The organism is Trichodesmium erythraeum IMS101, assembly GCF_000014265.1.
Classification (GTDB): Bacteria; Cyanobacteriota; Cyanobacteriia; order Cyanobacteriales; family Microcoleaceae; genus Trichodesmium; species Trichodesmium erythraeum.
In genome coordinates this window covers 6906539-6931159 of the sequence record NC_008312.1, presented here as the reverse complement: position 1 = coordinate 6931159, position 24621 = coordinate 6906539, and the positions used below count along the sequence as shown (strand labels likewise).

General features: G+C 34.2%; 18 protein-coding genes and 1 pseudogene. 6 read left to right on the top strand and 13 right to left on the bottom strand.

What is annotated here, in order from left to right:
• Window positions 1-585 precede the first annotated feature (585 nt).
• From TERY_RS21700 to TERY_RS21680, 5 genes are all read right to left on the bottom strand, one after another.
• A complete protein-coding gene (locus tag TERY_RS21700; protein ID WP_011613799.1) occupies window positions 586-1287 on the bottom strand; it encodes a response regulator in 702 nt (233 codons plus the stop codon).
• A gap of 558 nt (window positions 1288-1845) precedes the next feature.
• Window positions 1846-2691: a type I methionyl aminopeptidase gene (gene map, locus TERY_RS21695; protein ID WP_011613798.1), complete on the bottom strand. Its 846-nt coding sequence runs from the start codon at window positions 2689-2691 to the stop codon at window positions 1846-1848.
• 125 nt (window positions 2692-2816) lie between these two features.
• The gene (locus TERY_RS21690; protein ID WP_011613797.1) at window positions 2817-3134 is read right to left on the bottom strand and encodes a hypothetical protein; all 318 of its coding nucleotides are present in this window, start codon (window positions 3132-3134) and stop codon (window positions 2817-2819) included.
• A gap of 206 nt (window positions 3135-3340) precedes the next feature.
• Window positions 3341-3778, bottom strand: a complete 438-nt coding sequence (locus TERY_RS21685) for a VOC family protein (protein WP_011613796.1) — start codon at window positions 3776-3778, stop codon at window positions 3341-3343.
• 64 nt (window positions 3779-3842) lie between these two features.
• Window positions 3843-4364, bottom strand: a complete 522-nt coding sequence (locus TERY_RS21680) for a TIGR02652 family protein (protein ID WP_011613795.1) — start codon at window positions 4362-4364, stop codon at window positions 3843-3845.
• Window positions 4365-4607: 243 nt separating this feature from the next.
• Between TERY_RS21680 and TERY_RS21675 the strand changes: the two genes are divergently transcribed.
• The 3 genes from TERY_RS21675 to TERY_RS21665 all read left to right on the top strand — a co-directional run bounded on the left by TERY_RS21675 (window position 4608) and on the right by TERY_RS21665 (window position 7451).
• On the top strand, window positions 4608-5132 hold the full coding sequence (locus TERY_RS21675; RefSeq protein ID WP_011613794.1) for a gamma carbonic anhydrase family protein: 525 nt from the start codon (window positions 4608-4610) through the stop codon (window positions 5130-5132).
• A 275-nt stretch (window positions 5133-5407) separates the two neighbouring features.
• Window positions 5408-5527 carry a photosystem II protein Y gene (locus tag TERY_RS21670; protein WP_011613793.1) on the top strand — a complete coding sequence of 40 codons (120 nt, stop codon included), beginning with the start codon at window positions 5408-5410 and terminating at the stop codon, window positions 5525-5527.
• 1183 nt (window positions 5528-6710) lie between these two features.
• A complete protein-coding gene (locus TERY_RS21665; protein WP_011613792.1) occupies window positions 6711-7451 on the top strand; it encodes a HEAT repeat domain-containing protein in 741 nt (246 codons plus the stop codon).
• A gap of 840 nt (window positions 7452-8291) precedes the next feature.
• Here TERY_RS21665 and TERY_RS28885 read toward each other — a convergent pair.
• The 3 genes and pseudogenes from TERY_RS28885 to glyS all read right to left on the bottom strand — a co-directional run.
• Window positions 8292-8501 (bottom strand): annotated as a pseudogene (locus TERY_RS28885) (DNA cytosine methyltransferase); the annotation flags it as partial.
• 228 nt (window positions 8502-8729) lie between these two features.
• Entirely contained in the window at window positions 8730-10118 is a 1389-nt protein-coding gene (gene murD, locus TERY_RS21660) for a UDP-N-acetylmuramoyl-L-alanine--D-glutamate ligase (RefSeq protein ID WP_011613791.1), read from the bottom strand.
• Between the two features lie 838 nt (window positions 10119-10956).
• On the bottom strand, window positions 10957-13116 hold the full coding sequence (gene glyS, locus TERY_RS21655; RefSeq protein WP_011613790.1) for a glycine--tRNA ligase subunit beta: 2160 nt from the start codon (window positions 13114-13116) through the stop codon (window positions 10957-10959).
• Window positions 13117-14134: 1018 nt separating this feature from the next.
• Between glyS and TERY_RS21650 the strand changes: the two genes are divergently transcribed.
• On the top strand, window positions 14135-14944 hold the full coding sequence (locus TERY_RS21650) for an ABC transporter ATP-binding protein (RefSeq protein ID WP_370496059.1): 810 nt from the start codon (window positions 14135-14137) through the stop codon (window positions 14942-14944).
• A gap of 474 nt (window positions 14945-15418) precedes the next feature.
• Window positions 15419-15649 (top strand): hypothetical protein, encoded by a 231-nt coding sequence (locus TERY_RS21645; protein ID WP_044136994.1) that lies wholly within the window; start codon window positions 15419-15421, stop codon window positions 15647-15649.
• Window positions 15650-16292: 643 nt separating this feature from the next.
• On the opposite strand, the gene TERY_RS21640 is transcribed toward TERY_RS21645, so the two are convergent.
• The 5 genes from TERY_RS21640 to TERY_RS21620 all read right to left on the bottom strand — a co-directional run bounded on the left by TERY_RS21640 (window position 16293) and on the right by TERY_RS21620 (window position 22549).
• Complete coding sequence (locus TERY_RS21640; protein ID WP_011613788.1) at window positions 16293-17498, bottom strand: 4-hydroxy-3-methylbut-2-enyl diphosphate reductase; 1206 nt, start codon at window positions 17496-17498, stop codon at window positions 16293-16295.
• A 213-nt stretch (window positions 17499-17711) separates the two neighbouring features.
• On the bottom strand, window positions 17712-18509 hold the full coding sequence (locus TERY_RS21635; RefSeq protein ID WP_011613787.1) for a GDSL-type esterase/lipase family protein: 798 nt from the start codon (window positions 18507-18509) through the stop codon (window positions 17712-17714).
• 651 nt (window positions 18510-19160) lie between these two features.
• The gene (locus TERY_RS21630; protein WP_011613786.1) at window positions 19161-20627 is read right to left on the bottom strand and encodes an ammonium transporter; all 1467 of its coding nucleotides are present in this window, start codon (window positions 20625-20627) and stop codon (window positions 19161-19163) included.
• Between the two features lie 192 nt (window positions 20628-20819).
• Window positions 20820-21329, bottom strand: coding sequence for a 5-(carboxyamino)imidazole ribonucleotide mutase (purE, locus tag TERY_RS21625; protein WP_011613785.1), 510 nt, complete (start codon window positions 21327-21329; stop codon window positions 20820-20822).
• Window positions 21330-21511: 182 nt separating this feature from the next.
• The gene (locus TERY_RS21620) at window positions 21512-22549 is read right to left on the bottom strand and encodes an IS630 family transposase (protein WP_011610086.1); all 1038 of its coding nucleotides are present in this window, start codon (window positions 22547-22549) and stop codon (window positions 21512-21514) included.
• 729 nt (window positions 22550-23278) lie between these two features.
• Between TERY_RS21620 and nagA the strand changes: the two genes are divergently transcribed.
• A complete protein-coding gene (nagA, locus tag TERY_RS21615) occupies window positions 23279-24469 on the top strand; it encodes an N-acetylglucosamine-6-phosphate deacetylase (RefSeq protein ID WP_011613784.1) in 1191 nt (396 codons plus the stop codon).
• Window positions 24470-24621: the final 152 nt, after the last annotated feature.

Genomic DNA, 24621 nt, shown 5'->3' with positions numbered 1-24621 from the left:
TAGCGACACTATTTTTACAAGACTAACAAGTAACTAGTAGAAGACGAAACAGTATATACACTATCATATTAGGGAGCAGTTAAGCACAAAAACTTTCTTGAAATAGACTAAGAACCTTTTATCAACTGTATTTTGGCGTTCTTACCAAGATGGATAACCTAAGCTTTGGAGAAAAAACGTACCATTCAGTTACTGTTAATGGTGGTACTTAAATTCCTACTACAATATGTCCATAATTAGCCTCATTGTTGCGATAATAAAATCAGCTAATCTTCCAAGACTAAAAAAATTTACAGATAAATGCTTGAGCTTTTTTTCGTGCAAAAAAGGTATAAGTTTGTAGAACAAACGGAGCAAAATCCTCAATTTTGAGCTATGTCAAGCAGAAGTATTCAAAGAAAACACTTTCGACGCATCCTCTGGAATTCCTTATTTATTTCTGCCTCTATTTCTTCGCTCCGATCATAGCGACCAACCCTCCTACCCTCACCCATCAAACTTCCAGAAAGCCTGTCATAATTAGAATAGGTCAAGAATTTTAGTTATGCAGTTAGTTTTAACTTTTGACTTACCTGTAGTGCTATATCAATTAGTCAACCCATGCTCTAAAGCATAGCGAACTAACTCCGTTCGACTATTCGTCCCAGTTTTAGTAAATAGTCTACTCACATACTTTTCCACATTCCGAACACTGGTACTTAGATCCCTAGCAATTTCCTTATTCATTAGCCCTCTAGCCACCAGATCTAAAACACTCTGTTCTCTTGGAGTCAAATCTATTTTGATCACTGAAGTAGTTTTAGCGATTGCATTTTTTCCCATCAACATTGCCTTTATTTCTGCAATTTGACCTGCTAGAGCAGCAATATCCGAAGTTTTTTCGTCTCCATTAGCTGTTTGTGCTGATGCTCGACGCTCTAACAAATTATTGACAATAGCTACTAACTCCTCTGGGTCAAAAGGTTTAGAAAGATAAGCATCACAACCCGCCTGATAACCCTGAATGCGGTCTGTAGTCATCCCCTTGGCAGTCAAAAACACTACAGGTAAAGCTTTAAATCTTGGTTCTTCTCGTAATTTTTGCAGAAATTGATAACCATCTACTTGAGGCATCATAACATCTGTAATTACTAAATCAGGTAAATTTTTCTCCAGTATATCCCATCCTTCATTAGCATTACTAGCAACATCTACATTAAAATGACTATCTTCTAAATAAGCTTGTACGGCTTCGCGTAACCCTGGTTCATCATCTACTAATAATATTTTTCCTGACACTTGTGACATTTTTAATTTTTCCTCTAGTTCATTTTTATCTTAAGTAAAATAATATGATCAATATAGATTATCCTTACTCATTATTTTTAGTTCTAATTTAGCTAATTTTTATCATTAATGGAATGAACAAAATATATTGTTTACTACACTTGACTAAAGTTTTTTTTTATGAGTTGTATATTTCAAAGCAAAACCAGGTTTAGCTTAAGATATTCCAGAATATTGACTTGTTTTGTATTCTTCTGTTGCTAAGAAACCAGATGTATTCAAGCTGATTTATAAAATAAACATTAATAGACTCTTATCTTTTTATACTTAAACTGAAAGAGGTATAGTTCATTTAGACTTAAAATTACTAACATCTAAGTAGTATAAAACTTGTAGCTAGCTTAATACTTTCTGCAAAGATATCTAAATCATACTGACATCTATTATAATAAAAACTGAGCTTTTGTTTTCTGGTTTCTGTTTTCTGGTTTCTGTTTTCTGTTTTCTGTTTTCTGTTTTCTGTTTTCTGTTTTCTGTTTTCTGTTTTCTGTTTTCTGTTTTCTGTTTTCTGTTTTTGTATTACCTATCCGGAGTAGAGCGAGCAGTTAAAATTTCATAACCAGTATTTGTCACTAATACTGTATGCTCAAACTGAGCAGAAAGAGAATTATCAAGAGTAACAGCAGTCCATCTATCAGATAAAATCTTTGTAAACCTTGAACCAGCATTAACAATAGGTTCAATAGCTAAAGTCATACCTGCTCTGAGCCTAACATTAGGTAAATTTAAGGTCCGAAAATTAAATACTGCAGGTTCTTCATGCAAGTTTCTGCCCACACCATGACCAGTAAACTCCTCAACCACACAAAAACCATTTGTTTCCACATGGTCTTGAATAGCCCCTGCAATGTCTAGTAGATAAGCACCTGCCTTTACTTGTTCAATACCTTTATACATTGCTTCCTCTGCAACGCGAATTAATTTAGCTGCTTCTGGAGCAACTTCAACTACAGCAATAGTAATACAAGAGTCCCCATGAAATTCTTGATAATAAGCACCTGTATCTACCTTTAAAACATCACCAGTCCGAATAACCTTTTTTTTGTTAGGAATACCATGTACAACTTCATTATTTATACTGGCACAAATAGAACTAGGAAAACCTAGATAACCTTTAAAACTTGGTATTGCTCCCATTTCCAGAATACGTTTTTCAGCATAAGCATCTAGGTCTGCAGTAGTCATTCCTGGTTTAACAATTTGAGAAATTTCTTTGAGTACCGTTGCGACAATTTTACATGATTGTCGCATGATTTCTATTTCTTTTTCAGATTTAATTTCTATACCACGACGTTGTTGTTTTTTGTTAACAGGGCGTGGCTTAGGTATGAAAGCATTTGTAAGTTTATTTCTAAAAATTTTCATTTTTTGACACTAGTTATTAACTTATTATAAGTCAGGATCTTTGAGATAGTTAATCTTGATTATTGGTATCTATATTAGATCATACAACAGTATAATTTTAAGTTAATTTTATTTACTTTTATTAGTTATGAATCTGTTAAATTAACTTCTAAACTTGTCTTCTTTTTTGGTTTCTTTTTACTAAATAAACCGCTAATCATAATACCTGTTACTAACATCCAAATTAAGCCGATACCAATTAATAGTACATAAAAAGGTTTAATTTTTTCACCAAGATATCCAGCTTCGTGAATTACCATTAAAATATGTGCTTGGTCTTTGGATAATCCAAACCAATTTCTACCTAGTCTGTAAGCTACTCCTGTAATTACAGTTACAAATAATGGTAGGAAAACTATGGGAGCAAATACTTTGTGCCATTGACGAATTTTTTGTTTAATCATCTCTATATTAAATCTTGTTTTAAAGCTCAAAAATATATAGTAATTATCAAGTTTTAAAGTCTAATTAAATAGATAAAGTTTAATCTTTTTCATAAATAAACCCTAATGATAATTAAGTTGAATCTATAATTTAGAAGAATTAAACTTGTTCATATTAAATCACTTTTTTGTACTTGAATACAAGTTTTATTTTGATAGATAAATACCTAGGAATTTAATTTCCTAAGAAATTCTAGAGGTAAACCATCACTATCCGCAATAAAAGTTACCTCATAAACATTATTTCCAATCATTTGTTGAGTAGGTTCTAAGAGAATTTTTAATGGTTGAAACATTTTTGGTTGTTCTATTATTGCTGAATCAAACTTTTCTTTTAATGCATTTAACCAACTAGGTAAATCTGGAATATTTTCAGTTAAATCAAATGATAAATGATAATATCCAACATAATGTTCATCCCCAAAAGCATCAAATACAGTTAATGGTTCAGGAACTTGAATTAGTTCAATTATACTATTTAATCCTTCCATCCAACATGCTAAAGTGTAGCCTGTGGTAAAGCGTTCACAGACTGTAAAACCTAATTTTTCATAGAAAGCGATCGCTTTATGAATATCAGCAGTCTTAATTGAGGCATGGTGCATTGATTTTAATATTTTAACTTGATTTCCAGATTAATTCTCCACCTTAAAGCTACTCAAAGTAAAGTTATTCAAACAACCGAAAATAAGGATACCTAGCTAATTCCCCTTGTTCTTTCTCCAATTTAAAATTAATTACTTCCCAACAAGCTTCATCTTGTGGGTCTGGACTAAATTCTACAGGTAAACCATAAAGTTTTGGTTGACAAGAGTCGGAATCATGACGCCAGGAGGTACTCCGTTCCAAATAAGCATTAACTAAGTTTCGATATCTTTGAGCAATAATTACACGAGTAGCCCGATATCCTTGAGTATATAATTGGTCTAAAGCCTCATGTATTTCAAATCTAATCCCATCAGCATGGGCATGTTGCCGATACCACTGGTCATTCCAGAGACGCCAGCTACGGCCAGAGTGAAGATGAACTAATTTACCAGTATTTGAGTCAGCCTCAAATGCTCCATGACGAGGACATAAATAAGTATCTGTTAAGGTGAGGGCTGGAATGGTCTGGCAACAGTGGGGGCACTGGATTTCAGGGCCAAATATTGGATAATTGAGAAGGGGGTCAATAGAAAATTGGGTCATTTCAGTTATTAATTATCAGTTATAGTAGCCACTAGGGCCATGGTAGATATTTTCGCGCCTCTTAAATTTAGTCTGTGCTGGGAATTTAACTTCTTTAGGTGATTAATCTAAGAATCACCCTACCTGACATCAGCTATGTCATAGTTGATGTAATGGATACCTATAATGATTTAAATTATAAAGTAGGTAATTAATGATGATTAAATTACAATTATAATAATATTGATAAATATTAATAAAGTAATGTCAAACCAGCCCTTTTTTTGGCCTTCTCCAGATTTATCGAAAGCCGCTTTTGTTGCAGATAACGCTACAGTTATAGGAAAAGTAGAAGTAGGTAAAGGAGCCAGTATTTGGTACGGAACTGTAGTCCGGGGGGATGTGGAAAAGATTATTATTGGAAACCATGCTAATGTTCAAGATGGGGCAGTTTTGCATGGAGACCCCGGGTTAGTAACTGTTTTAGAAGATTATGTGACAGTTGGACATCGAGCTGTGATTCACTCGGCCCATATAGAAAAAGGTTGTTTAATTGGTATTGGAGCTGTAATTTTGAATGGTTTACGAGTCGGAGCAGGTAGTATAATTGGAGCTGGGTCTATTGTAACTAAGGATGTACCTCCTTCATGTTTAGTAGTCGGGGTACCTGCAAAAAAGGTGAGAGATCTTTCGGAGCAAGAGGTTACTAATTTACTGAAACACGCTGAACATTATGAAAAGTTAGCTTTGGTTCATTCTGGTAAAGGAACTGATATTGGGTTTAGTTAGTATTGTCAAAATTAAAAAGTTAATTGAAGGAAATACATTAGGGTAAGGTGAAAATTTTGTAATACTATGGTTGTGTTTTATCCTTGATGACATCTGCTGTATTAATAATTAACCTTTTTCTTTTTTTCTTCTTGGGTCTTCCTTTTCTAGGGAATACTCTTACTCACCAGTTAAGAATATGAAAATTTTTTGATGAGAAAGCTTAACATAAAATTCAAATTGCGATAGATTAAACAATAAAGAAAGATACTTTTAAGTCTTGAGGAGAAAAATAAATGGATTTTGACTTTCGCTTGTTAATTGTTCTATTACCTATACTTGCTGCTGCTGGTTGGGCTGTATTTAATATTGGTGTTGTGGCTATGCAACAATTTCAAAAGTTCTTGAATAAATAGTTCTAAAGTAAGCATAATATGACATTTTCACTCTGAGATGTAAAATAAGAGTTGGTTATTTACTAAAAGTAAAAAGGTCTGGGAAACTTTCTTATCTATTACCTCTTGCCTTTTTCCTAAAAGTAGCTAGTTTTTTTACCCAACTCAAATAGAAATTACTATATATATTCTGTCTCGGTGCCGACTGTTATCTTAACCAGGAAAAACAGTAGGCATTTTGTTACCAGTATACTAGTTTCCATAGAACGTTAAATACTTATTTGGGTATTGTTGTAGATACAGCTATCACTAATGATCATAAACAATATGTCCAAAGTTAATACAGACTTGTCATACCCATTTGAGCAACTCAAGAGTTACCCCAAACATTAATTACTAGATTTTTAGTACACGGTGCACCACAAAATTTTGGCAACGCCCGAACTTCAGCAGCTCAAAGTCTAATTATTAGTGAAGCGATCGCTTCACTTTACCGAAGATAATGTCAATAGTAGATTGTATTATTGTGGTTTATTTATCTTAAATGCGCTGTAGAGTTTGTTGAGTAAACCTTCTGAGTAAGGATAAAACTGAGAACTAAGAACTCAGAACTGTGAATTCAACAGAGATGGGAATTAGTTAGGATCTAGTAGTTGGATATATTTGTATTTCAAGAATTCCACCTAAGTTCAAGAATTGGCGACAGAAACTTAAGACTCAAAAAGTCATACAGCATATTTGGTAATTAATGTGGTGGAACTAACGGGGTATAGATGAACTCAGCAGCCAGAATTCGAGAGGTCAGATAGAGGACTCACAGATATTCAATTCGCAGCACGGACTAAAAGAGAGAGTAGGAAGAATGTCCCCACTTACTACTAATAAGAACTGCTTTAACATTCTCCCCAGCTGTGAGGCAGGAAAATAGAGAGAAATACTTACCGAGGTGAAGCTCAAGGACGATTTAAAGTTTTACGGGTGAAAGTTCCTGGCTCTAGGCTCTATAGACTGTTCACTCACTTTCAAAAAACTTCCACAAGAGGGTTGGAGGAGTAGGCTATACTTATCTTCATTGTCTGTTTTTTGTCTTGAACTACTCACCAAAGAGCAGTCAATAATATCATAACATATGTATAAAAAAAACTAAAAAGTTTATCACTTATGGATAAGGCTTTAAACCGAATTTTTTGCTAAAATTACTTTTATGCATAATAAAGACCTTAACTTAACAAATATTGAGTCAATAGCAGAAAGTCCTCTGGACTATATTGGAGAAGAAGAAGTCCTGAAGCCAGATCCAGAGGAAGTTTTACCATTGCTGACATCCTCAGAATCTTCCCAACGGATGATGGCTACTCGGGTTTTCTGTGAACTTCAGGATCAACGAGCTATTTCCCCGTTAATTCAGTTATTAAAGGATGATTGTCCATTAATACGGGTAAGTGCTGCTTATGCTTTGGGCCGAAACCCTAGTCCAGATGCTGTGGAACCCCTAATTGCACAATTAAATTTGGACTTTAATGGCTATGTTCGTAAAGGTATTGTCTGGGCCTTGGGGAATTGTCGCGATCAACGATCCCTGGAACCTTTGGTCGATGCCTTGAGAACAGATATTCCGGCAGTACGTTTATGGGCTGCTAGTTCTTTAGGGCAAATGGCTAAAGTAAGTTATGAGGTGGTAGTAGGAGCAATACCACCGTTAATTGAAGGTTTACGACGAGACTCAATGATTGTAGTGCGGAGTAATTGTGCATGGGCTATTGGTCAGTTATGTCGCGAATTACCTTCTAATATTGTTTATGCTGGTGCAATTGATGCTTTGATAGAAGCATTAGAGGAAGATGAGGATATGGGTGTACGCGAAGATGCTAAATCATCTTTGTTAAGAGTGGGAGACCCTAGAGGTTTGCAAGTTATTGAAGATTCAGAAATAGAAGGATTATAAAAAAAACATCAGAAGGTTAGAAGGTTTGGAGGTATCGCTGTAATAGTGAGAAGTAATTGATAATTTATGAATAAAAATTGATTTGACGAGTATATTTTTTGAAGAACTCTAATGCTAAAAATATGATCTCTACTTGTTAGAAAAATATCATGAAAACATCAGATTTGGGTTAATACATCAAGAAAGTGTGGGGAAAGTGATCAAGTAATACCAACGATGGGAGCGATCGCTAAACTAGATTTTTGTGTTGTTGTGTTACTCTTGCAGCTATGAACGAAAATCCCATTGACATAACTAACCACCAACCTAACTGTGGCTTCAGTTTGCCTCCAAACCTTGAAAAATTTATTCTGTCGTTAATCTCCGAGACACTTCTGTTATAGGATTATACCATTAGTTCGCTCTAGTTGTTGGATTTGCTATATCACCACTAATAATATATTTGACTTTTCCAGTATTTCCATTAATTCCGCTTCAGACGAAGCTGAGTAGCATTCTTTGTTGGAGCTTCCTTTTCTGATGGATATTAAGGTTTTCATTAATTCTACTTCAGATGAAGTTGGGTAGTTGAAAGAAGAAATTCGGACTATCGAAAGTTACACTGTTTCCATTAATTCCGCTTCGGGTGAAGCTAAGTAAACCATCAGCATAAGTTTTATATAAATAACCACCAGGAGTTACTTAAGCAAGTCTTTCCATATATTCCTGTGAATGTCGACTCCACTGATGATTAATTTTTGGAATAGGAGTTAATTCTAGAAGTTCAGAAATTGCTGATTCTATTGGTTTATATTGGTGAGGTAATAGTTGAGGTTTTGGGTAAGAATTAACCTTACCAAATTAATTGGCAATAAAAAAATTTATAGGACGAATTTGTGTTACTCCATAGGCAGCAGATTCTAAAATTTCTACAGATAAATCAGAATAACCAATATCGAAAAATTCTTGATAAATATCATTTTTCACAGCACCTTTTCTCATAGTAATAATTCCTGGCACATTTTCCATAACAACATACCAAAGACAAACTTCAGAAACTACTCTCAAAAACTCTCCAAATAAATTATTTCTTAGGTCATATAGATTTTTTTTTCCTGCTACTGAAAAACCCTAACACGGAGAACATCCTACTACCAAATTTATTTCTTGTAAACCAATTTATTTTAACCATTCGTGGTTGTCAAATTGTTTAATATCCCCACAAAAATGATAACATTGGAAAAAAATTTTTTATGGGTTGCAGATGCTATAGATTTTTCCTCAATACTTACTATTTGTTTAAATTCTGCTTGAACCAAACCTTATGTCATTTTTTTTCTTATGGTTTAATCCTAAAGATAACTGGCGAAAAACTTCTCCTCTTTCTTCAAAATTTTGATACTGGTCAAAACTAGCACAAGCGGGAGATAATAACACAGTCTTAGCATCATATTTTTTTGACAATGCTGCACCTCTAATTACTGCACGTTCCATATTTTCTACTATTTCATAATTCAGAAAATTAATCTTTTGTAATCTCTTAGCTAAAAACTCAGCAGCACTACCAATTAACAAAACAAAAACAACTTTTTCCTTAATTTGTCGCAACCAATCATTATCATTACCCTCTTTAGCTTCACCACCAGCAATCAATAATATAGGTGCTACTAAAGCTTTTAAACCCATTGCTGCAGCATCATAATTTGTAGCTTTACTATCATTAATAAAATCTACTCCATTCCATCTGCAAATATATTCTAGACGGTGGGGGACACCAGGAAAATTTTTCACCGCCTCGGCGATCGCCTCATTTTCTATCCCTGCAAACTTCGCCACTGCCACTGCCATCAATAAATTCTGCTGATTATGACTTCCCAACATTTGCAACAACTCCACAGGAATTATTTTTTCCTGCAAAGCTACTACCCATCCATCTTCAAGATAAATTCCTCTAGTCACATCTGCCACTAAATTAGCTTTTCCCTGAATACTTGTCCAGTAAGAATTATGATAAAGATGTGCTGCATTTTCATGAAGGTAGTAGTCATCACCATTGAGAATTTGTATTTGAGAGCGATTTAATAAATCAGCTTTAATATTAAAATAATTTTCCAAATTGTAGTGGCGACTAAGATGGTCCGCAGTAAAAGTAGTCCATACAGCAATTTGTGGACTTAGAGTATTGGAAGACTCAATTTGATAACTACTTATTTCTGCAATTACCCAATCCGGTAGAGTGTCCTGTAAGGCCAATTCACAAGCAGCATATCCTATATTACCACAAGCAGGGGCATACAATCCGGCCGTCTGAAAAATCGCAGCAGTTAAAGCAGTAGTAGTAGTTTTGCCATTAGTACCGGTAATACCCACCCAGGAGGAAGACTTGAGATATCGCCACGCTAACTCCATTTCCCCTATTGTTTCAATTCCAGTTTCTCTAGACCGTTGCAATGCAGGTAGGTCCCAGGGAACACCAGGACTAACAATGACTAAATCTAGAGAGGTTTCTGGTTCAAATGAATAATTTAACTTAACAGTAATACCCTCTTGAGTTAACTGCTTTTCTTTTTGCTGCAAGGAGTCGGAAGTATTGCGATCGCTCAATTCAACTTCCCAACCATTTTTTTTCAGTAGTCGCGCAGCAGCTACACCTGATTTTCCGAAACCAATAATATGAGCTTTTGACATAGTGAATTTTCTAAGAAGAACAAATTTCCAGGCCTTATTATTTTGAATTTTTAAGGATAGCCGGAGCAGTATTTATAACAGGACTCAGAAGTCAGAAAGCACGAAGTCAATACGGTTCACTTAAGTATTTTTTTTTGCAGTTCTGTCTATTTTAAGAGTTACTCTAATGCTTCGATACCTTATAAATTTTCGTCTTATCTTAACCCTATTAAACTAGAAGCAACCTTTTAGGTGAGTTTCAACATTTAGGAATGTTCTACCCTATACTTTAACTACTATATTAGCTATTTAGAGCACCTTACTGAGTTAATACTTCCAGAATTTACTCAGGCCAACCTTTCAATTCGGTTCTTTCCGAGATAGGGCTTGCTGATTAATTCTTAAAGCATTCATACAAATTATACTTTAGCCAAATTTTGCCCAGTACGAGAAGTACCAGAAGTTCGGTGGCTCAAGCTCCTGTATGGATCGGATAAGTGGGCGCATACCTAGACCAAAGAATTAGGGGACTATTCTTACTATACTGGACTTAGTGACCAAGCCATTTATCTGCGCTGACCTACTTCTTTACTTCCTGTACTTCTGTGTTGACCTGCAACAAACCTTATTCTATTGGACAATAGATGTACTAACTCTAGATATCTATTATTAAAAATAACAATTTATTCTGGAAACTGGGGAAGCTCTTTCAAAATCAACTAGACAAATTACTAGGAAAGCTTCTTAGGAACAAATTTCAATATTATAAGACTCGCCATTATTAGCGCGGATATTTTCAAATTCTTAAAATACATTTACAGCAAGAATTTAACCTCTGACTTCAGCTATAGCTTCTACCTTAATTTTTCACTATTTGGCCAAAGTCTGCCAACACTCTAGCATTGTTGCGGAGTAAACCTAATAAATTCAAGCGATTTTTTTTAATTTTCGGGTCAGGGTCTATTACCAATACACTGTCAGGCCCATCAAAGAAATTACTAACTGTAGGAGCTATTTTCAATAAGGCATCGACTAATTGTTGATAATTTCTGGTTTTTTGAGATATTTCTGTTTGAGGAACTAACTCAACCAAAGCATTATAAAAAGCTAATTCTGATTCACTTTTAAACAGTTTTGAATCTATAACTTTTAAAGGCTTAAGTTGTATTTTATCCAACTCACCTTGAGCAGCTAAGCGAGTTGAACGGTTAATAGTTTCATATATTTTACCAAGCATACCATTTTGCCGAATATTTTGTAAGAAAATTGCCCGATTACGCACATCTAATAAATCTTTTAATCCTCTTTCTTTATATTCAGCATCGTTATCGCCTAAAACCGCATTTACTAAATCATAATCAATATTTTTTTCCTCCAGTAAAATAGTTTTAATTCGCTGCAATAAAAAGTTAGATAACTGTGCTAATAAATCTGAGTTTGTTTGGGAATAAGTTTTGAAAAAATTTGTAGCAATTTCTTCTAATAACTGATGTAAATTTAATGGCAAATTAGCTGACCAACTAATATTAACCACCCCATTTGCAGCCCGACGTAAAGCAAAAGGATCCGCGGAACCTGTAGGTAACATTCCTAATCCAAAAATACTTACCAAAGTATCAAGTCTATCTGCCAAACTTATAACTTGACCACTAATAGTTTTGGGTAAAATATCCCCGGCACCTCTAGGTAAATAATGTTCAAAAATTGCAGTTGCCACTGCTTCAGTTTCTCCAGCAGCGCGAGCATATTTTTCTCCCATTACTCCTTGTAATTCAGGAAATTCATAAACCATTTGAGTTACTAAGTCAGCTTTGCAAAGAAGAGCTGCTCTTTCTATATTTTTGGATTCTTCTTGAGTTATTTGTAACTGTCCAGCAATTAACTTAGCTATACTAACAATACGTTTAACTTTTTCTCTCATTGAGCCTAATTTGGCTTGGAATGTAACTGTTTCTAATTCAGGCAAATAGCTTTCTAATGGTTTAGCTAAATCTGTTTTATAGAAAAATTGTCCGTCTGCTAATCTCGCTTTAATTACTCTTTCGTTCCCTATAGCAATAATTTCTGATTTTTCTGGGTCGCCATTAGAAATGGTAATAAAATATGGCAACAACTCCATGTCTTTAAAAGTTTTTGTAGATTTGAAAACAGGAAAGTAACGTTGATGTGTCTCCATTACTGTTGTTGTTACTTCCCCAGGTAAAATTAAAAATTCTTCATCAAACTTTCCAATTACTACTGTTGGCCATTCTACTAAATTTGTGACTTCTGCTAATAATTCTTCCGAAATTTCTGCTTTTCCTTTAATTTCTTCAGCTGCAGTTTTTATTTGTTGTTCAATTTTGCTTTTTCTTTGTTTATAGTCTACTTCAATGTAGGCTTTTTTCAATACTTCCACATAATTTTTTGCTTGAGAAATTTCTATTAATTTAGGATGCAAAACTCTATGACCATAAGAGAAGCGATCGCTTGTAATTTTCTGCGAACCATTATCTAAATTTATCGGCAAGATTTCATCATCTAACAATGCTACTAACCATCTAATAGGGCGGGGAAATTTAAGTTCTCCATCTGCCCAACGCATAAATCTTTTACCTTCTAGTTTATCGATCCATTTTGGTATTAATTCTGTCAGAATTGCTGCTGTTGGTTTACCCTGAATTTTTTTATTTACGAAAACAAAATCACCTTTTTCTGTAGTACATATTTGTAGATCATTAAGTTGTACTCCTTGTTTTTTACTAAATCCTTCTGCCGCTTTAGTAGGTTTACCATCTTTAAAAGCCGCCTTAGCCGGAGGTCCTTTAATTTCTTCTTCTCGGTCTGGTTGTTTAGTTGGCAAAGCGTCAATTACCACTGCTAAACGCCTAGGTGTAGCGTACACATTAACTGAATCATTTGTCAGGAATGCTTCTTTGAGGGTCATCGGGATAAGTTCTTGCCACTGTTGTATGGCTTCATAGACAAAATTTGCCGGTAATTCTTCTGTACCAATTTCTAATAAAAACGTTACTATCATAAAAATATTGAGATATCTGGATATTATCGACTAATTACAACAGTTTAGCAGAAAGTAAATTGACAAAAAAAAGTTATAAAAATTTTTATAATAGTTAATTTAAACGGGAAACCTTTTAAGTTATAATTTTTTATTTGCCGTATCTCCGACAACTTCCCTACCTAACTACCACCGAAATATTATCACTGAAATAGGATCACCATACATTCTTTATTTTTCCCAAAAATGTATATACAATTTAAGCACTATCAGAGATTAATATCTGCTATTTTTTATACGATAATTTATTGTTAACCAGAACATTGTACTATGCTATCTTAGTTATATAGATACACTAATAATTAGTTGTTTTTATACCCAATCAAGAAACTCTTTATTAATTTACGAGGACAATACCTACAAACGATTTTTCTAGGGACTAGACTTAGCCTAAGTATTATGACTCAACTAATTGAAATAATTTAAATAATAGAGTAGACTTATTAATAGTGTTAATAACTAAAATTTTAAATTTGCCAAGTTCATTCTATTAATTAACGGTTAAAAAATATAAATATTTTAATTTCAAAATTAATAAAAGTACTTGGTTGTAACTCCAAAACAGGAAAAATTTATCTTTTCTTAATGTCTATTATGTTGATGGAGGTGAAACCAGTAAAATTCTAAAAATCAAACATAAATAACTCAAAAAAAATGTGTTAAGTAAGTCAAACACAACTTAGAATTTATCCTAAATCATTTCTGAGTAGATTCTTAGACAAATTCTAGTAATTTTAATCTAAGTTTTAAGTGTTCTTAATTACCTTAAAACTTAGTAAGCTAAAATACAATATAAATAAATTGCCTCAGTTTCTCTTGATATTAAAGGCCATTCAACTTAAATTAACCCCTCATATTAAATTCATTTTTAACAGAGAGATTCAATTTAGGAAGATTAAACTAAAGGCTATAGGCAACTCAAAGAAAAATAATAGAAATATCCTACGCGCGCGAACTATCTATTAGAGGTATATTCCTCATGTTCCCCAAACACTCTACCTTACCAAAAGTCGCACCTATGACTACTTTCAATATGTACATGGCTGCTGCCACTAAAACTAAAAACCTATATCTTTGTAACCCTAGAGATATTGTTGGCTTAAGAATAGCTGCAATTTCCTCTTGTGTGGTAACAATGACCTACCAAACAGGACAGCAGTCCTACCAGGTACTCAAGAATATTGACTTGACAGTACAAAAGGGTGATGTGCAATTATTGATGGGGCCATCTGGTTCTGGTAAAACTACTTTACTATCAATCTTAGCAGGATTATTAACACCAACATCTGGCAGAGTGTGTCTCTTGGGACAAGAAATTACCAAAATGTCTAGGCATCAATTGGCCAAGTTTAGACTCCAAAACATCGGCTTTATCTTTCAGGGATTTAACTTATTTCCAGCATTAACAGCAGCAGAAAATATAGAAGTAGCTCTGAATATGAAGGGTATCAAAGGTAAGGCAGCAAAACATGAAGCTCAAGTGCTTTTGGAACAGGTAGGTTTGGCTCCTCAAGCTCAACTACATCCACGGGATTTATCCGGTGGCCAAAAACAAAGGGTAGCTATCGCTCGTGCCCTATCTGGAAACCCTAGAATTATTATGGCCGATGAACCAACAGCAGCTTTAGATTCTCATAGTGGCCATAAAGTTATAGAGTTACTACGCCGGCTAGCCAAAGAAGGTGGTTGTACTGTGCTAATGGTAACTCATGATTCTAGGATAGTTAGTTATGCTGATAGAGTGGCTTATCTTGAAGATGGAGTCATACAAGAAAATAAACTCTTATGATCATAATTTCCCATGATTTTTTTGAGGACTTACGCAGAGACCATAAGTTACATAGTTTTTGAACTATAGTTATATACTAGATAGTGGGAAGTTCTGGGAATAACTATTACGAGCTTTTGCTTACAGCTATCTCAAGCTTAGAAACTTCCTCAAAACAAAATAATTATAAATTCTGTAAGCAAATTTCTATAATCCTCTCAGCCTTTAAACCGAGTAGTTTTTTAGGAGAACTTTGTACTCTCCAGTTATGTATACTATATAAGTAGTAGTACTCTCCAGTTATATATACTATATAAGTATATACATATTACCTTTTAGTAAGTCCTGTTTTTGTAAAATATTTAGATTTGAAATTTCTATAACTTTCCCGGTGTTCACGACGGAGCTGTACCGATACTTGAGAAATCATATGGCATCCTTATTTGAAAGAATCACTGTTACCTTGCCAATGTGATAGTTGTCGCTACATGAGGAATGAGAATTAGAGTATCAAATGTTCTAGATTTACAGGAGTTACCCATAGAGGCCAAGTTATTTATTCTCGTGACTTCATTCGCAATAACAAAGCTAGTTGCTAAATTATTTGCAAAGGCTGAAACTTCATGGGTTCTAATATTAGGAGGGGTTGTATCTGGTGGTATTAACTGGTGGCTTATAGATGGTCTTTTAGAAGTAGCAGAAAATTATCATCGTTATAATTACTGAAAATTTGGATTTAAAGCCTCCCCCATAAGTGGGCAACTTTTTATTTGATTTTTTTTAAAAAGTATGTTATTTTGAGGCTTTTACAATATGAAAAATGGACGGGTCGCCAAGGGTAAGAATACAGCCAAAGTAGCTGTAGCTTCTGAAACTTCCTGGCTGTGACTCGGTTGTTTTCCTGTGCCTAATAGCCGAGGAGGATGTCAAATTCTGCTTAATAATGACGAAGTTCTTACTCTTGCAGTTGTTGTTGACCTATCTAATCATTAGATATCAACATAAAATGTTTTTAAACCCTGACTCCGCAGTTCCTAAATGGGCATTTTAAGAGAGGTCTATTAGCTGTAGGGAGAGAAGTGGCTATCGCTACGACTGTCGCAACAATTCATGCCTGTCACTAACCTCAACTATTAGGTAGACTTTTATACCTAAACAAGTGAATAATGTACTACTTTAAATTTTGGCATTTCCCTGTTTGCTCTAGTTTCATCCCTTATTCATCAAAGGCAAATTTAGGAATGAGGATCAAATTATAAACCACAAATATTTGCCTTAAGTATGGCACTAAAATGCTTCTATGCTAGAAATATGGAAGTTAATAAATCCTCATTTGTTGAGAAATTCATAGCTCAATTCGGAAACGCTTTTAATTCATAACAACCAATTTCATTGCCACAATTTTATTAATAGTATCTTCAACAGCTTGATCCGGCGTTGAAGCACCAGAAGTGAGACCTACAACTACCGGACCTTCAGGCAACCAACCCTCCGATATTTTCACTTCTCTTCCTAAAGGTTTATGTTCAATTTTATTCCTAGATAAAATCCTTTGAGCACCATCAATATGATAGGAAGGAATGCCATTTTCTATAGCCATTTCTTGTAAATGAGTCGTATTAGAAGAATTAAAACCTCCTATGACTACCATTAAATCTAACTTTTCATTAAATAAGCCTGCTATTGCATCTTGTCGCTCTTGAGTAGCATCACAAATAGTATTAAAGTTTTGATAATGTGCGTTTAATTGATCTGGTCTATACTTTTTCATCATTGTTCGTTCAAACAACTTTCCTATTTCTTCTGTTTCAGTTTTCAACATAGTTGTTTGATTCGCAATACCAACTTGTTCTAAATCCAAATCAGGGTCAAAACCTTCAGAATAAGCCTGCTTAAACTTAGCTAAAAATTCATCACGGTTGCCACCATTGAGAATATAATTACAGACATATTGGGCCTGTGTCATATTTAGAACTATCAAATATTTATCAGCAAAAGAGCTAGTAGCAATAGTTTCTGCGTGACTATATTTACCATGAATAATAGAGGTAAATTTTTTCTTTTTATGTTTTTCTATACTATTCCACACTTTAGAAACCCAAGGGCAAGTAGTATCAACTATTTGGCAATTTTTATCCTTTAGGATTTGCATTTCCTGAACACTTGCACCAAAAGCAGGTAAAATTACTACATCGTTATTCCCGGCTACAGAGAAATCTTTTTGACCATCAATTACAGGAATAAACTTAATTTCCATGTCCTTCATATCCTGATTCACAGAAGGATTATGAATTAATTCGTAACTAATCCAAATTTGTTGGTTAGGGAAATGTTGACGGGTTTCATAAGCCATTGCTACAGACCTTTCTACACCCCAACAAAAGCCAAAAGTTTTTGCGAGTTTAATGGTAACTTCCCCTCTTTGTAGGGTATAATTATTTTCTCGAATTTGTTGGATTAGGTTACTTTTGTAAGCAGACTGCATTAGAGTGGCTACTTCTTGAGCATGACCAAATCCTTGACGGTTATAATTTTCAGATTTTTTTAGTGCTCTGGTAAAGGCTTTTGTATCCATTATTTTTTCTTATTAGAGTTGACTTAAATTTCTCTAATCTTACAGTACTTTTTAACTAAGTACGATCATAAAGTTTGTGGAGTAGAATTTGAAAATTTTGGACAAAATAAATAAGAAAATCTCATTAATTTGATTGACAAATCCTCAATTCAATGAGGCTCTATAATGAGCATAAGGGAGCACTAAAAACTGACAAATAATACTTACAACTATTTACCATGGTTGTTCCAGTCTAATTTTGATATACATTTTGATGGCTGTACTCCAGACTTGATAACCTTTATCATTCAGGTGCAGGCCATCGGTACTTAGTTCAGATCGCAGAAGACCTTGAGCATTTGTAAATAGTGGGTAAAGGTTTAAATAGAATGCTCCTTCATCATCAGCTAAAGCTTTCAGACTACGATTAATTTTTCTGATACGACTATTGGATAGTTGCAGGAGGCGATCGCGACCTTCCCAAGTAGCTAACTCCCCACTATGGGGCAAAATAGATTGGACAACTATTTGACTTCCGGGATGAACAGTTCGTAGTTGACTGATAATTTTTCTTTGATTGGCCAGAATTTTCTGATTATCCACCCCATTTAACAAATCATTAATCCCAATCATCACAAAAATTGTTTCTGGCCTGGTACTATCAAATAAGTATAATCTTTTCAATAGACCAGCTGTTGTTTCTCCAGAAATTCCTTGATTTAACCAATTTCTATCCCAGGGAAGAAGTTTTGAGGGAAACCAAAGGCTCAAAGAATCTCCTACTAAAATAGTTAGACGTTCGGGACGGTTATTAGCTGCGGCGATCGCTTCTCGCTGCAACTGTTCCACCCATTGTTTATAAGTCCATTTATGGTTTCTCCCAATAGCTAGAAGTTTTGTTCGAGCTTCCCCAAATAATGGGCTGGGTTTGTTCGATTTAATACTATTAGTAGTAGTTGATGTGATTATAGCACTTACTTGAGGGTCTTCTGGCAAGTTGTAATCAGTTACAATTAGTATAGCTACTGTCATTGACAGTAGCCCATTAGCAGCCAAAGAAAACCAAACCCATGCTGGAAAATCTCTAGAGAAAGTAAACACCTTAGCTGAATTCAATTAGTGCAACATTTAACTGATACAAAGCTAATGCACAAGTCATCAACTTTGAATCTCTGTGGCATCACCAGTTAAAGTGATGGCTGTTGCAGTCATTGTCTTTCTGATAGCCACAAGAACCGTAGTTTGAGCTTGAAGCTTTGAAGCCTATAGTATAATTTTACCACAATCTATAAAATTTGATAAGTAAGCCGGATTAGCATATCTCAACTTATATGAATAAATATTATCAAATCAGTAATGTTTAACTAACCTCAAAAATCGGCGACAAGTACTTTATGCTTGAGTAGTGTGCAAGATTTCACTTCATAGAGATGGGAGTTTTTTTGTCTTACCTTACTCTGTTAAAGTTTTTCCCAGGTATATAGAATCCATTTGATAGATCTTTTTCTAATTATCAGCCTTACAGTTTTTGGGTTTAATGATTGTTAACATAAGTAATTCTCAGTTAGCCATTACAAATACTATTATTTACTTGAGCTGCTAGTTACTTTAGTAAGGGTATTTAGCTTAAAAAGATACCAAATGGCTTCTATATCTATCTAAAAAACCTAGGCTTTGACTATTTTACTGAATATGATCATGAGAAACACCAGTTGCAAGGGAATCAGGTTCTTTCACAAAGCCATGATAAGCTTCCATTCCATGTTCAGAAATATCTAACCCTTTATACTCTTGCTCTGGATGAACACGAATACCGACAGTAGCTCTTAAAGCTAGCCAGAAAATGCTGGAGAGTATAACTGTAAATAATCCAACGGAGATAATACCTATAAATTGGGTTATGATACTAGTATCTTCGACAAAAATACCAACGGCTAAAGTACCCCAAATACCGCAGATCAAGTGAACTGATATTGCTCCTACTGGATCATCAATTGTCAACTTGTCAAAAAAGGAAACTGAGAAGACTACTATCATACCAGCTATACTACCAATAATTACTGCTTCTAAGTAAGATACCCCATCACAACCTGCAGTAATTCCGACTAAGCCAGCCAAAACTCCGTTAATAATCATTGAAAGGTCTGGCTTCTTATCTTTAGACCAAGATGTAATGGCTGCGGTAGCTCCCCCTGCTGCTGCTGCTAAATTTGTGGTTACAGCAATATAAACCACGTTTTCATCTGCTGCAAGTTGAGAACCAGGGTTAAAGCCAAACCAGCCGATCCAAAGAATTAAACAGCCTAAGGTAGCAAAACCCATGTTGTGGCCAGGAATAGCTTGGGGTTGGTTTTTTTCATCATATTTACCCCTCCGAGGTCTAAGTATATACGCTCCTACTAATGCTGCCCAGCCACCTACTGAGTGAACTGCTGTTGAACCTGCAAAGTCTTTGAAGCCCATTGCTCCTAGCCAACCACCACTGCCCCAAATCCAGTGTCCAGTAATAGGATATGAAATACCTGTGATTAATATGCTAAAAAGTAAAAAGGCTAAAAATTCTACTCTTTCTGCTACTGCTCCAGAGACAATAGTTGCGGCAGTGGCAGCAAAAGCGGCTTGGAAGAGGAAAAATACAGGTACTGGCAAACCTGCTGGAAATGGATTTAGTCCATAGGTGCTAGATTCTCCAGTTAGAAAAAAACCACCTGCACCAATAAAGGGATGGTCTCCAGCAAACATTATGGAAAATCCTATAGACCAATAGACTAATGTGGCTATGGCAAATACAATTAGGTTTTTTGCTAATATATTAACTGTATTTTTCTGGCGACAGAATCCTGATTCTAGCATTCCGAAACCAGCATTCATAAAAATTACAAAGACTGAAGCTACTAAAATCCAAATGGCATCTAAAACCCCTTTTATATATTCTGGGGTTAATTCTTGGTCTTGCGCATTTGCTGCTCCTGCCCACAGAGCGATAATTAGGCATAATAGAGGTATGCAAGCTAATTTGGTGGGGGAAAACCACTTTGTCCGACTTAGATAATTTATCAGTTTTGTCGGTTCTAAGAAACGGCTATATTTTGCTGATAATAACCGTCTGTTTTTTGTTTTGTTGATCCTAAACTTTAATTTAGATGTCATTTTTTAGACTGAGTTAATTAGCTAGATTACAAAAAAAAATATCGCACTGTTAATTGTCTTAACTTTCTGTATCAAATGCTACTTTTTTTATTTATCAGTAGTATTTGCGGTGCTTCTACAACAGTTACTGCCAGTTACAATAACAAGTATTTGTGAGTTTTTTACCATCATAAGTTGGTGTAATGGTTAAGTTTATATTAAATATTCTTGATATCCAATTTGATCTAGTTTATTTTGCTTATCTATTACTGACTCAGCTAAGGTGTGACGGTACTTTTGCACTTGTTCTAATAATTCTGGTTGGTGGGATGCTAAGATTTGAATGGCCAATAAGCCAGCATTTTTGGCATTGCCGATGGCTACTGTGGCGACTGGTATTCCCCCTGGCATTTGCACTATAGAATATAATGAGTCTACTCCTTGTAAGGTTCGAGTTTGTACTGGTACACCTATTACAGGGAGTGGCGTTAAAGATGCGACCATTCCTGGTAGATGTGCTGCCCCTCCTGCTCCGGCAATGATGACTTTTAATCCTCTTTTATGGGCAGTTTGGGCATATTCAAACATTCTTTGGGGTGTGCGGTGAGCTGATAGGATGGCGACTTCTGAGGGTATGTTAAATTCTTCGCAAATAGCGATCGCTTCTTTCATTGTGGGCAAGTCTGAGTCACTGCCCATTATAATTCCGACTATGGCATTCATATATTAGTTAAAGACTTAATAAGATTAGGCTTAATTAAAATAGAGTGAAAAGTTGGACAAATAACCCATTGGTGCCTTGCTTCCACCATAGCTATTAGAAAACAAGTATTGGTTAATTTCACAGCTAAGATTATCTATGTTTATAGCATTAATGTGGCATGTTCATCCTTGATATAGCAATCCTAAGTAGGTTGCGGCAAAATTTCATACTGAAAAAGTTTTGGGAAATTGAATATTTGACCATCCGCAAAAAACTTAAATAGCCACTTAACTACTTTAAAAGAACTGCAAAGATGATAAAAAGTAATACTGAAATTTTTGGTTTGTAACCAAATATCTTCAACAGGATTTTGCTCCGGAGCATTGGGAGCAAATCTTGTACAATTTATCAACAATTCTTCTTCTGATAAGTATTGATTAATTGTCATTAAATATTCTCGAAATTCTTGAGAGTTATGGTAAGTTGCCCCATCCCAAAATATTGCCAATTTGTTGCCCGGTCTTTGCTTCTGCAAATATTTAATAAATTCAATAGTATTTTTAGTATTTCCACTCTCATATTCTTGCACAAGAAATTCCTTGGTTTTATAGTCTAAAGCTCCATAATAAGTCTGTCTTTCTTTTTCATTTTTAATTGCAATTTCTATTCTTTCATCTGTTTTTCCCCAAGCATAACCTAATATGTCTCCCCATAGAAGATGACATTCATCAATCATAAACACTGTAAGCTTTCCAGTTTCTATTTCTGGTTGCCATTTAGCTAAAAATTCCTCTATTTCTTTTCTTTTAACTTCTACTAATTCATCATTTTTAGCAGGATTCTTTTTTTGAGTTTTTTTCCAACTTATGCCCGCTTCTTTAAACAAGTTATAGTAACTTTGATTAGACTCAAAAACCACATCATATTGCTCCTGTAAGTAGTTTTTTAAATCTGATAACCTAAGATAATCTTGTGCTCTCAACCACTCAATTGTTTTCTCTTTTTCGACCGTTTTTAAGTAACCTTGTCTCCCTTGATACTGAAGCCTTAAACTTTCTACACCATGAAATAATGCTTGGTTTTTCCATTCACTAATAAAACTGTGAGAAACATTTAATAATTCTTTGACTTCATGGTAGGATTTTCCTGACAAGGTCATTTTTACGGCCAAGGCCCTTTTAATTTCTTTAGACTCTTTTGTTTGATTAATAAAATCATTTAGTTTATCTATAATATTCATTTTTTGTCTTTTTCTTAGATCTGTTATTCTTACTATTATATCTGTTGCGACCAATATGGGATTGCTATAGCTAAAGCTTTAAACTTTCTACACGTATAAAAAGTGCTGAGTTTTTTATTTTCAAACCTGAAATTGTGAGAAAACTTGAATAATTATTTGTATTTTAATTTTGTTTTTTTACTGCAAAATTATTTTTATTCCCAAGTTTCTGGTTATTTATTTTATCTCTTTTATTTTAAGTATAAAATTATATCATTCATCTATAATGTTTATTTTTATTTTTATATTTTTTATATAGTCAATTCAATATTTTATTTTTCATGTTAAATATGTTAATAGATATCAGTTTTTTATGTAAACACCTGAAAAGAAAGTCTACCTATTTTTTTGAATTAATAATTTTGTATTTTTATCAATTCATACTTAAGAAATTTAAGGTTAATAGTTATGAATTTAATTTTATGAAATCTAGTTAATAAGCACTTTTTTTTGTATTTTTAAATATTTTTTTTGCCTTTTGTTTTATGGAAAAAAATGAAGGATTGAGATGTTACAGTATAGATATTTTAGGGAATGTAAAATTTAAAAAATATATAGTAATTAAAGTTTTGACTTTAAGTTTATGTATTTCCATGTTGGGATATTGATTTCCCAAAAAAAATCTAAAATTCTCTTTTATTTTAACATAATTTTTTATAGTTGATAAAATATAACTTGGAATTTAAACCCGTGAACTTAACTACTAAAATTATTAATGCTAAGGTCCCTGGTTATCAAAACCTACAGCAAATTTTCATCAATTCTACTGGCAATATTGAGAAAATTATCCCTCAAAATGGAGAGGCTTTGCCTAGCACATCTACTACTATTGATGTGGAACAAGACTGGGTTTCTCTCGGAGGGTTTGATTTACAAATTAATGGTGCTTTGGGTTTACCTTTTCCGGAAGTAGATGAAACTTCAATAACTAAAATACATGAAATTTGTCAATATTTATGGCACCAGGGAATAGATGCTTTTTTGCCTACTATTGTCACAACTTCTATAGATAATATTCAGCGATCGCTCCAAATCTTCGACTATTTGGCCTCACAACCCCAAGAACCAAAAACAGCTAAAATTTGGGGCGTACATTTGGAAGGGCCTTTTTTGCATCCAGAAAAGCGGGGCGCTCACCCTCAGAAATATTTGCTACCATTAAGCATCGAAAATGTCAAGCAGGTAATCGGCGATTATAGTCAGACAGTTAAAATTATCACTTTAGCACCGGAATTAGACAGTACAGAAACAATAATTCCTTACCTAAAAAATCTAGGAATTATAGTTAGTTTAGGGCATTCTCAGGCGACAGCAAATCAAGCAGAAACAGCTTTTAAATTAGGAGCTTCAATGGTAACTCATGCCTTCAATGCTATGGGCAGTTTACATCATCGAAAACCAGGATTATTAGGAGCAGCAATTACAAATTCTGAGGTTATGTGTGGTTTAATTGCTGATGGTCAGCATGTCTGTTCAACAATGATAGAAATTTTGTTAAAAGCAAGTCAATATCAGCAAGGAATATTTTTGGTTAGTGATGCTTTGGCGCCTTTGGGATTACCTGATGGAATTTACCCTTGGGATGCTAGAGAAATAGAAGTTAAAAATGGTACGGTTAGATTACAAGATGGAATATTAGCGGGAACAACTTTACCTTTATTGGTTGGAGTTAATAATTTGGTAAAGTGGGGGGTTTGTGATATTGAAACTGCAATTAATTTAGGGACTATTGCACCTCGGAAAGCTTTAGGAATAGACAGTAAAATTATTGGGAAGTCTGGAAATAGTTTATTAAGGTGGCGGGTAAATAGTCAGTTATTTAATAAGGAGATAGAGTTGGTTTGGCAGAGAATATTTGGAGTTGATTACATAGATAGATAAATAAAGTATTGATGGTTTTGTTAGAAATTAAAGCATAAGTTTAGGGATGCAGCTTTTAGTTTATGGTTAAGGGCTGAGTGCTTAAATTTGCAGATTTTTTTATAATATCTAGAGGTATTCTCTTAGTCTAAGTTCAAATTAAATGAGAGTTA

Excerpts from the sequence above, each read along its gene's own strand:
- TERY_RS21650 (WP_370496059.1), top strand. The coding sequence starts at position 14,135 with ATGTTCCCCAAACACTCTACCTTACCAAAAGTCGCACCTATGACTACT.
- TERY_RS21675 (WP_011613794.1), top strand. The coding sequence starts at position 4,608 with ATGTCAAACCAGCCCTTTTTTTGGCCTTCTCCAGATTTATCGAAAGCC.
- TERY_RS21640 (WP_011613788.1), bottom strand. The coding sequence starts at position 17,498 with ATGGATACAAAAGCCTTTACCAGAGCACTAAAAAAATCTGAAAATTAT.
- TERY_RS21645 (WP_044136994.1), top strand. The coding sequence starts at position 15,419 with ATGAGAATTAGAGTATCAAATGTTCTAGATTTACAGGAGTTACCCATA.
- TERY_RS21635 (WP_011613787.1), bottom strand. The coding sequence starts at position 18,509 with ATGACAGTAGCTATACTAATTGTAACTGATTACAACTTGCCAGAAGAC.
- TERY_RS21680 (WP_011613795.1), bottom strand. The coding sequence starts at position 4,364 with ATGACCCAATTTTCTATTGACCCCCTTCTCAATTATCCAATATTTGGC.
- TERY_RS21630 (WP_011613786.1), bottom strand. The coding sequence starts at position 20,627 with ATGACATCTAAATTAAAGTTTAGGATCAACAAAACAAAAAACAGACGG.
- murD (WP_011613791.1), bottom strand. The coding sequence starts at position 10,118 with ATGTCAAAAGCTCATATTATTGGTTTCGGAAAATCAGGTGTAGCTGCT.
- TERY_RS21620 (WP_011610086.1), bottom strand. The coding sequence starts at position 22,549 with ATGAATATTATAGATAAACTAAATGATTTTATTAATCAAACAAAAGAG.
- TERY_RS21690 (WP_011613797.1), bottom strand. The coding sequence starts at position 3,134 with ATGATTAAACAAAAAATTCGTCAATGGCACAAAGTATTTGCTCCCATA.
- purE (WP_011613785.1), bottom strand. The coding sequence starts at position 21,329 with ATGAATGCCATAGTCGGAATTATAATGGGCAGTGACTCAGACTTGCCC.
- glyS (WP_011613790.1), bottom strand. The coding sequence starts at position 13,116 with ATGATAGTAACGTTTTTATTAGAAATTGGTACAGAAGAATTACCGGCA.
- TERY_RS21685 (WP_011613796.1), bottom strand. The coding sequence starts at position 3,778 with ATGCACCATGCCTCAATTAAGACTGCTGATATTCATAAAGCGATCGCT.
- map (WP_011613798.1), bottom strand. The coding sequence starts at position 2,691 with ATGAAAATTTTTAGAAATAAACTTACAAATGCTTTCATACCTAAGCCA.
- TERY_RS21700 (WP_011613799.1), bottom strand. The coding sequence starts at position 1,287 with ATGTCACAAGTGTCAGGAAAAATATTATTAGTAGATGATGAACCAGGG.
- TERY_RS21665 (WP_011613792.1), top strand. The coding sequence starts at position 6,711 with ATGCATAATAAAGACCTTAACTTAACAAATATTGAGTCAATAGCAGAA.
- TERY_RS21670 (WP_011613793.1), top strand. The coding sequence starts at position 5,408 with ATGGATTTTGACTTTCGCTTGTTAATTGTTCTATTACCTATACTTGCT.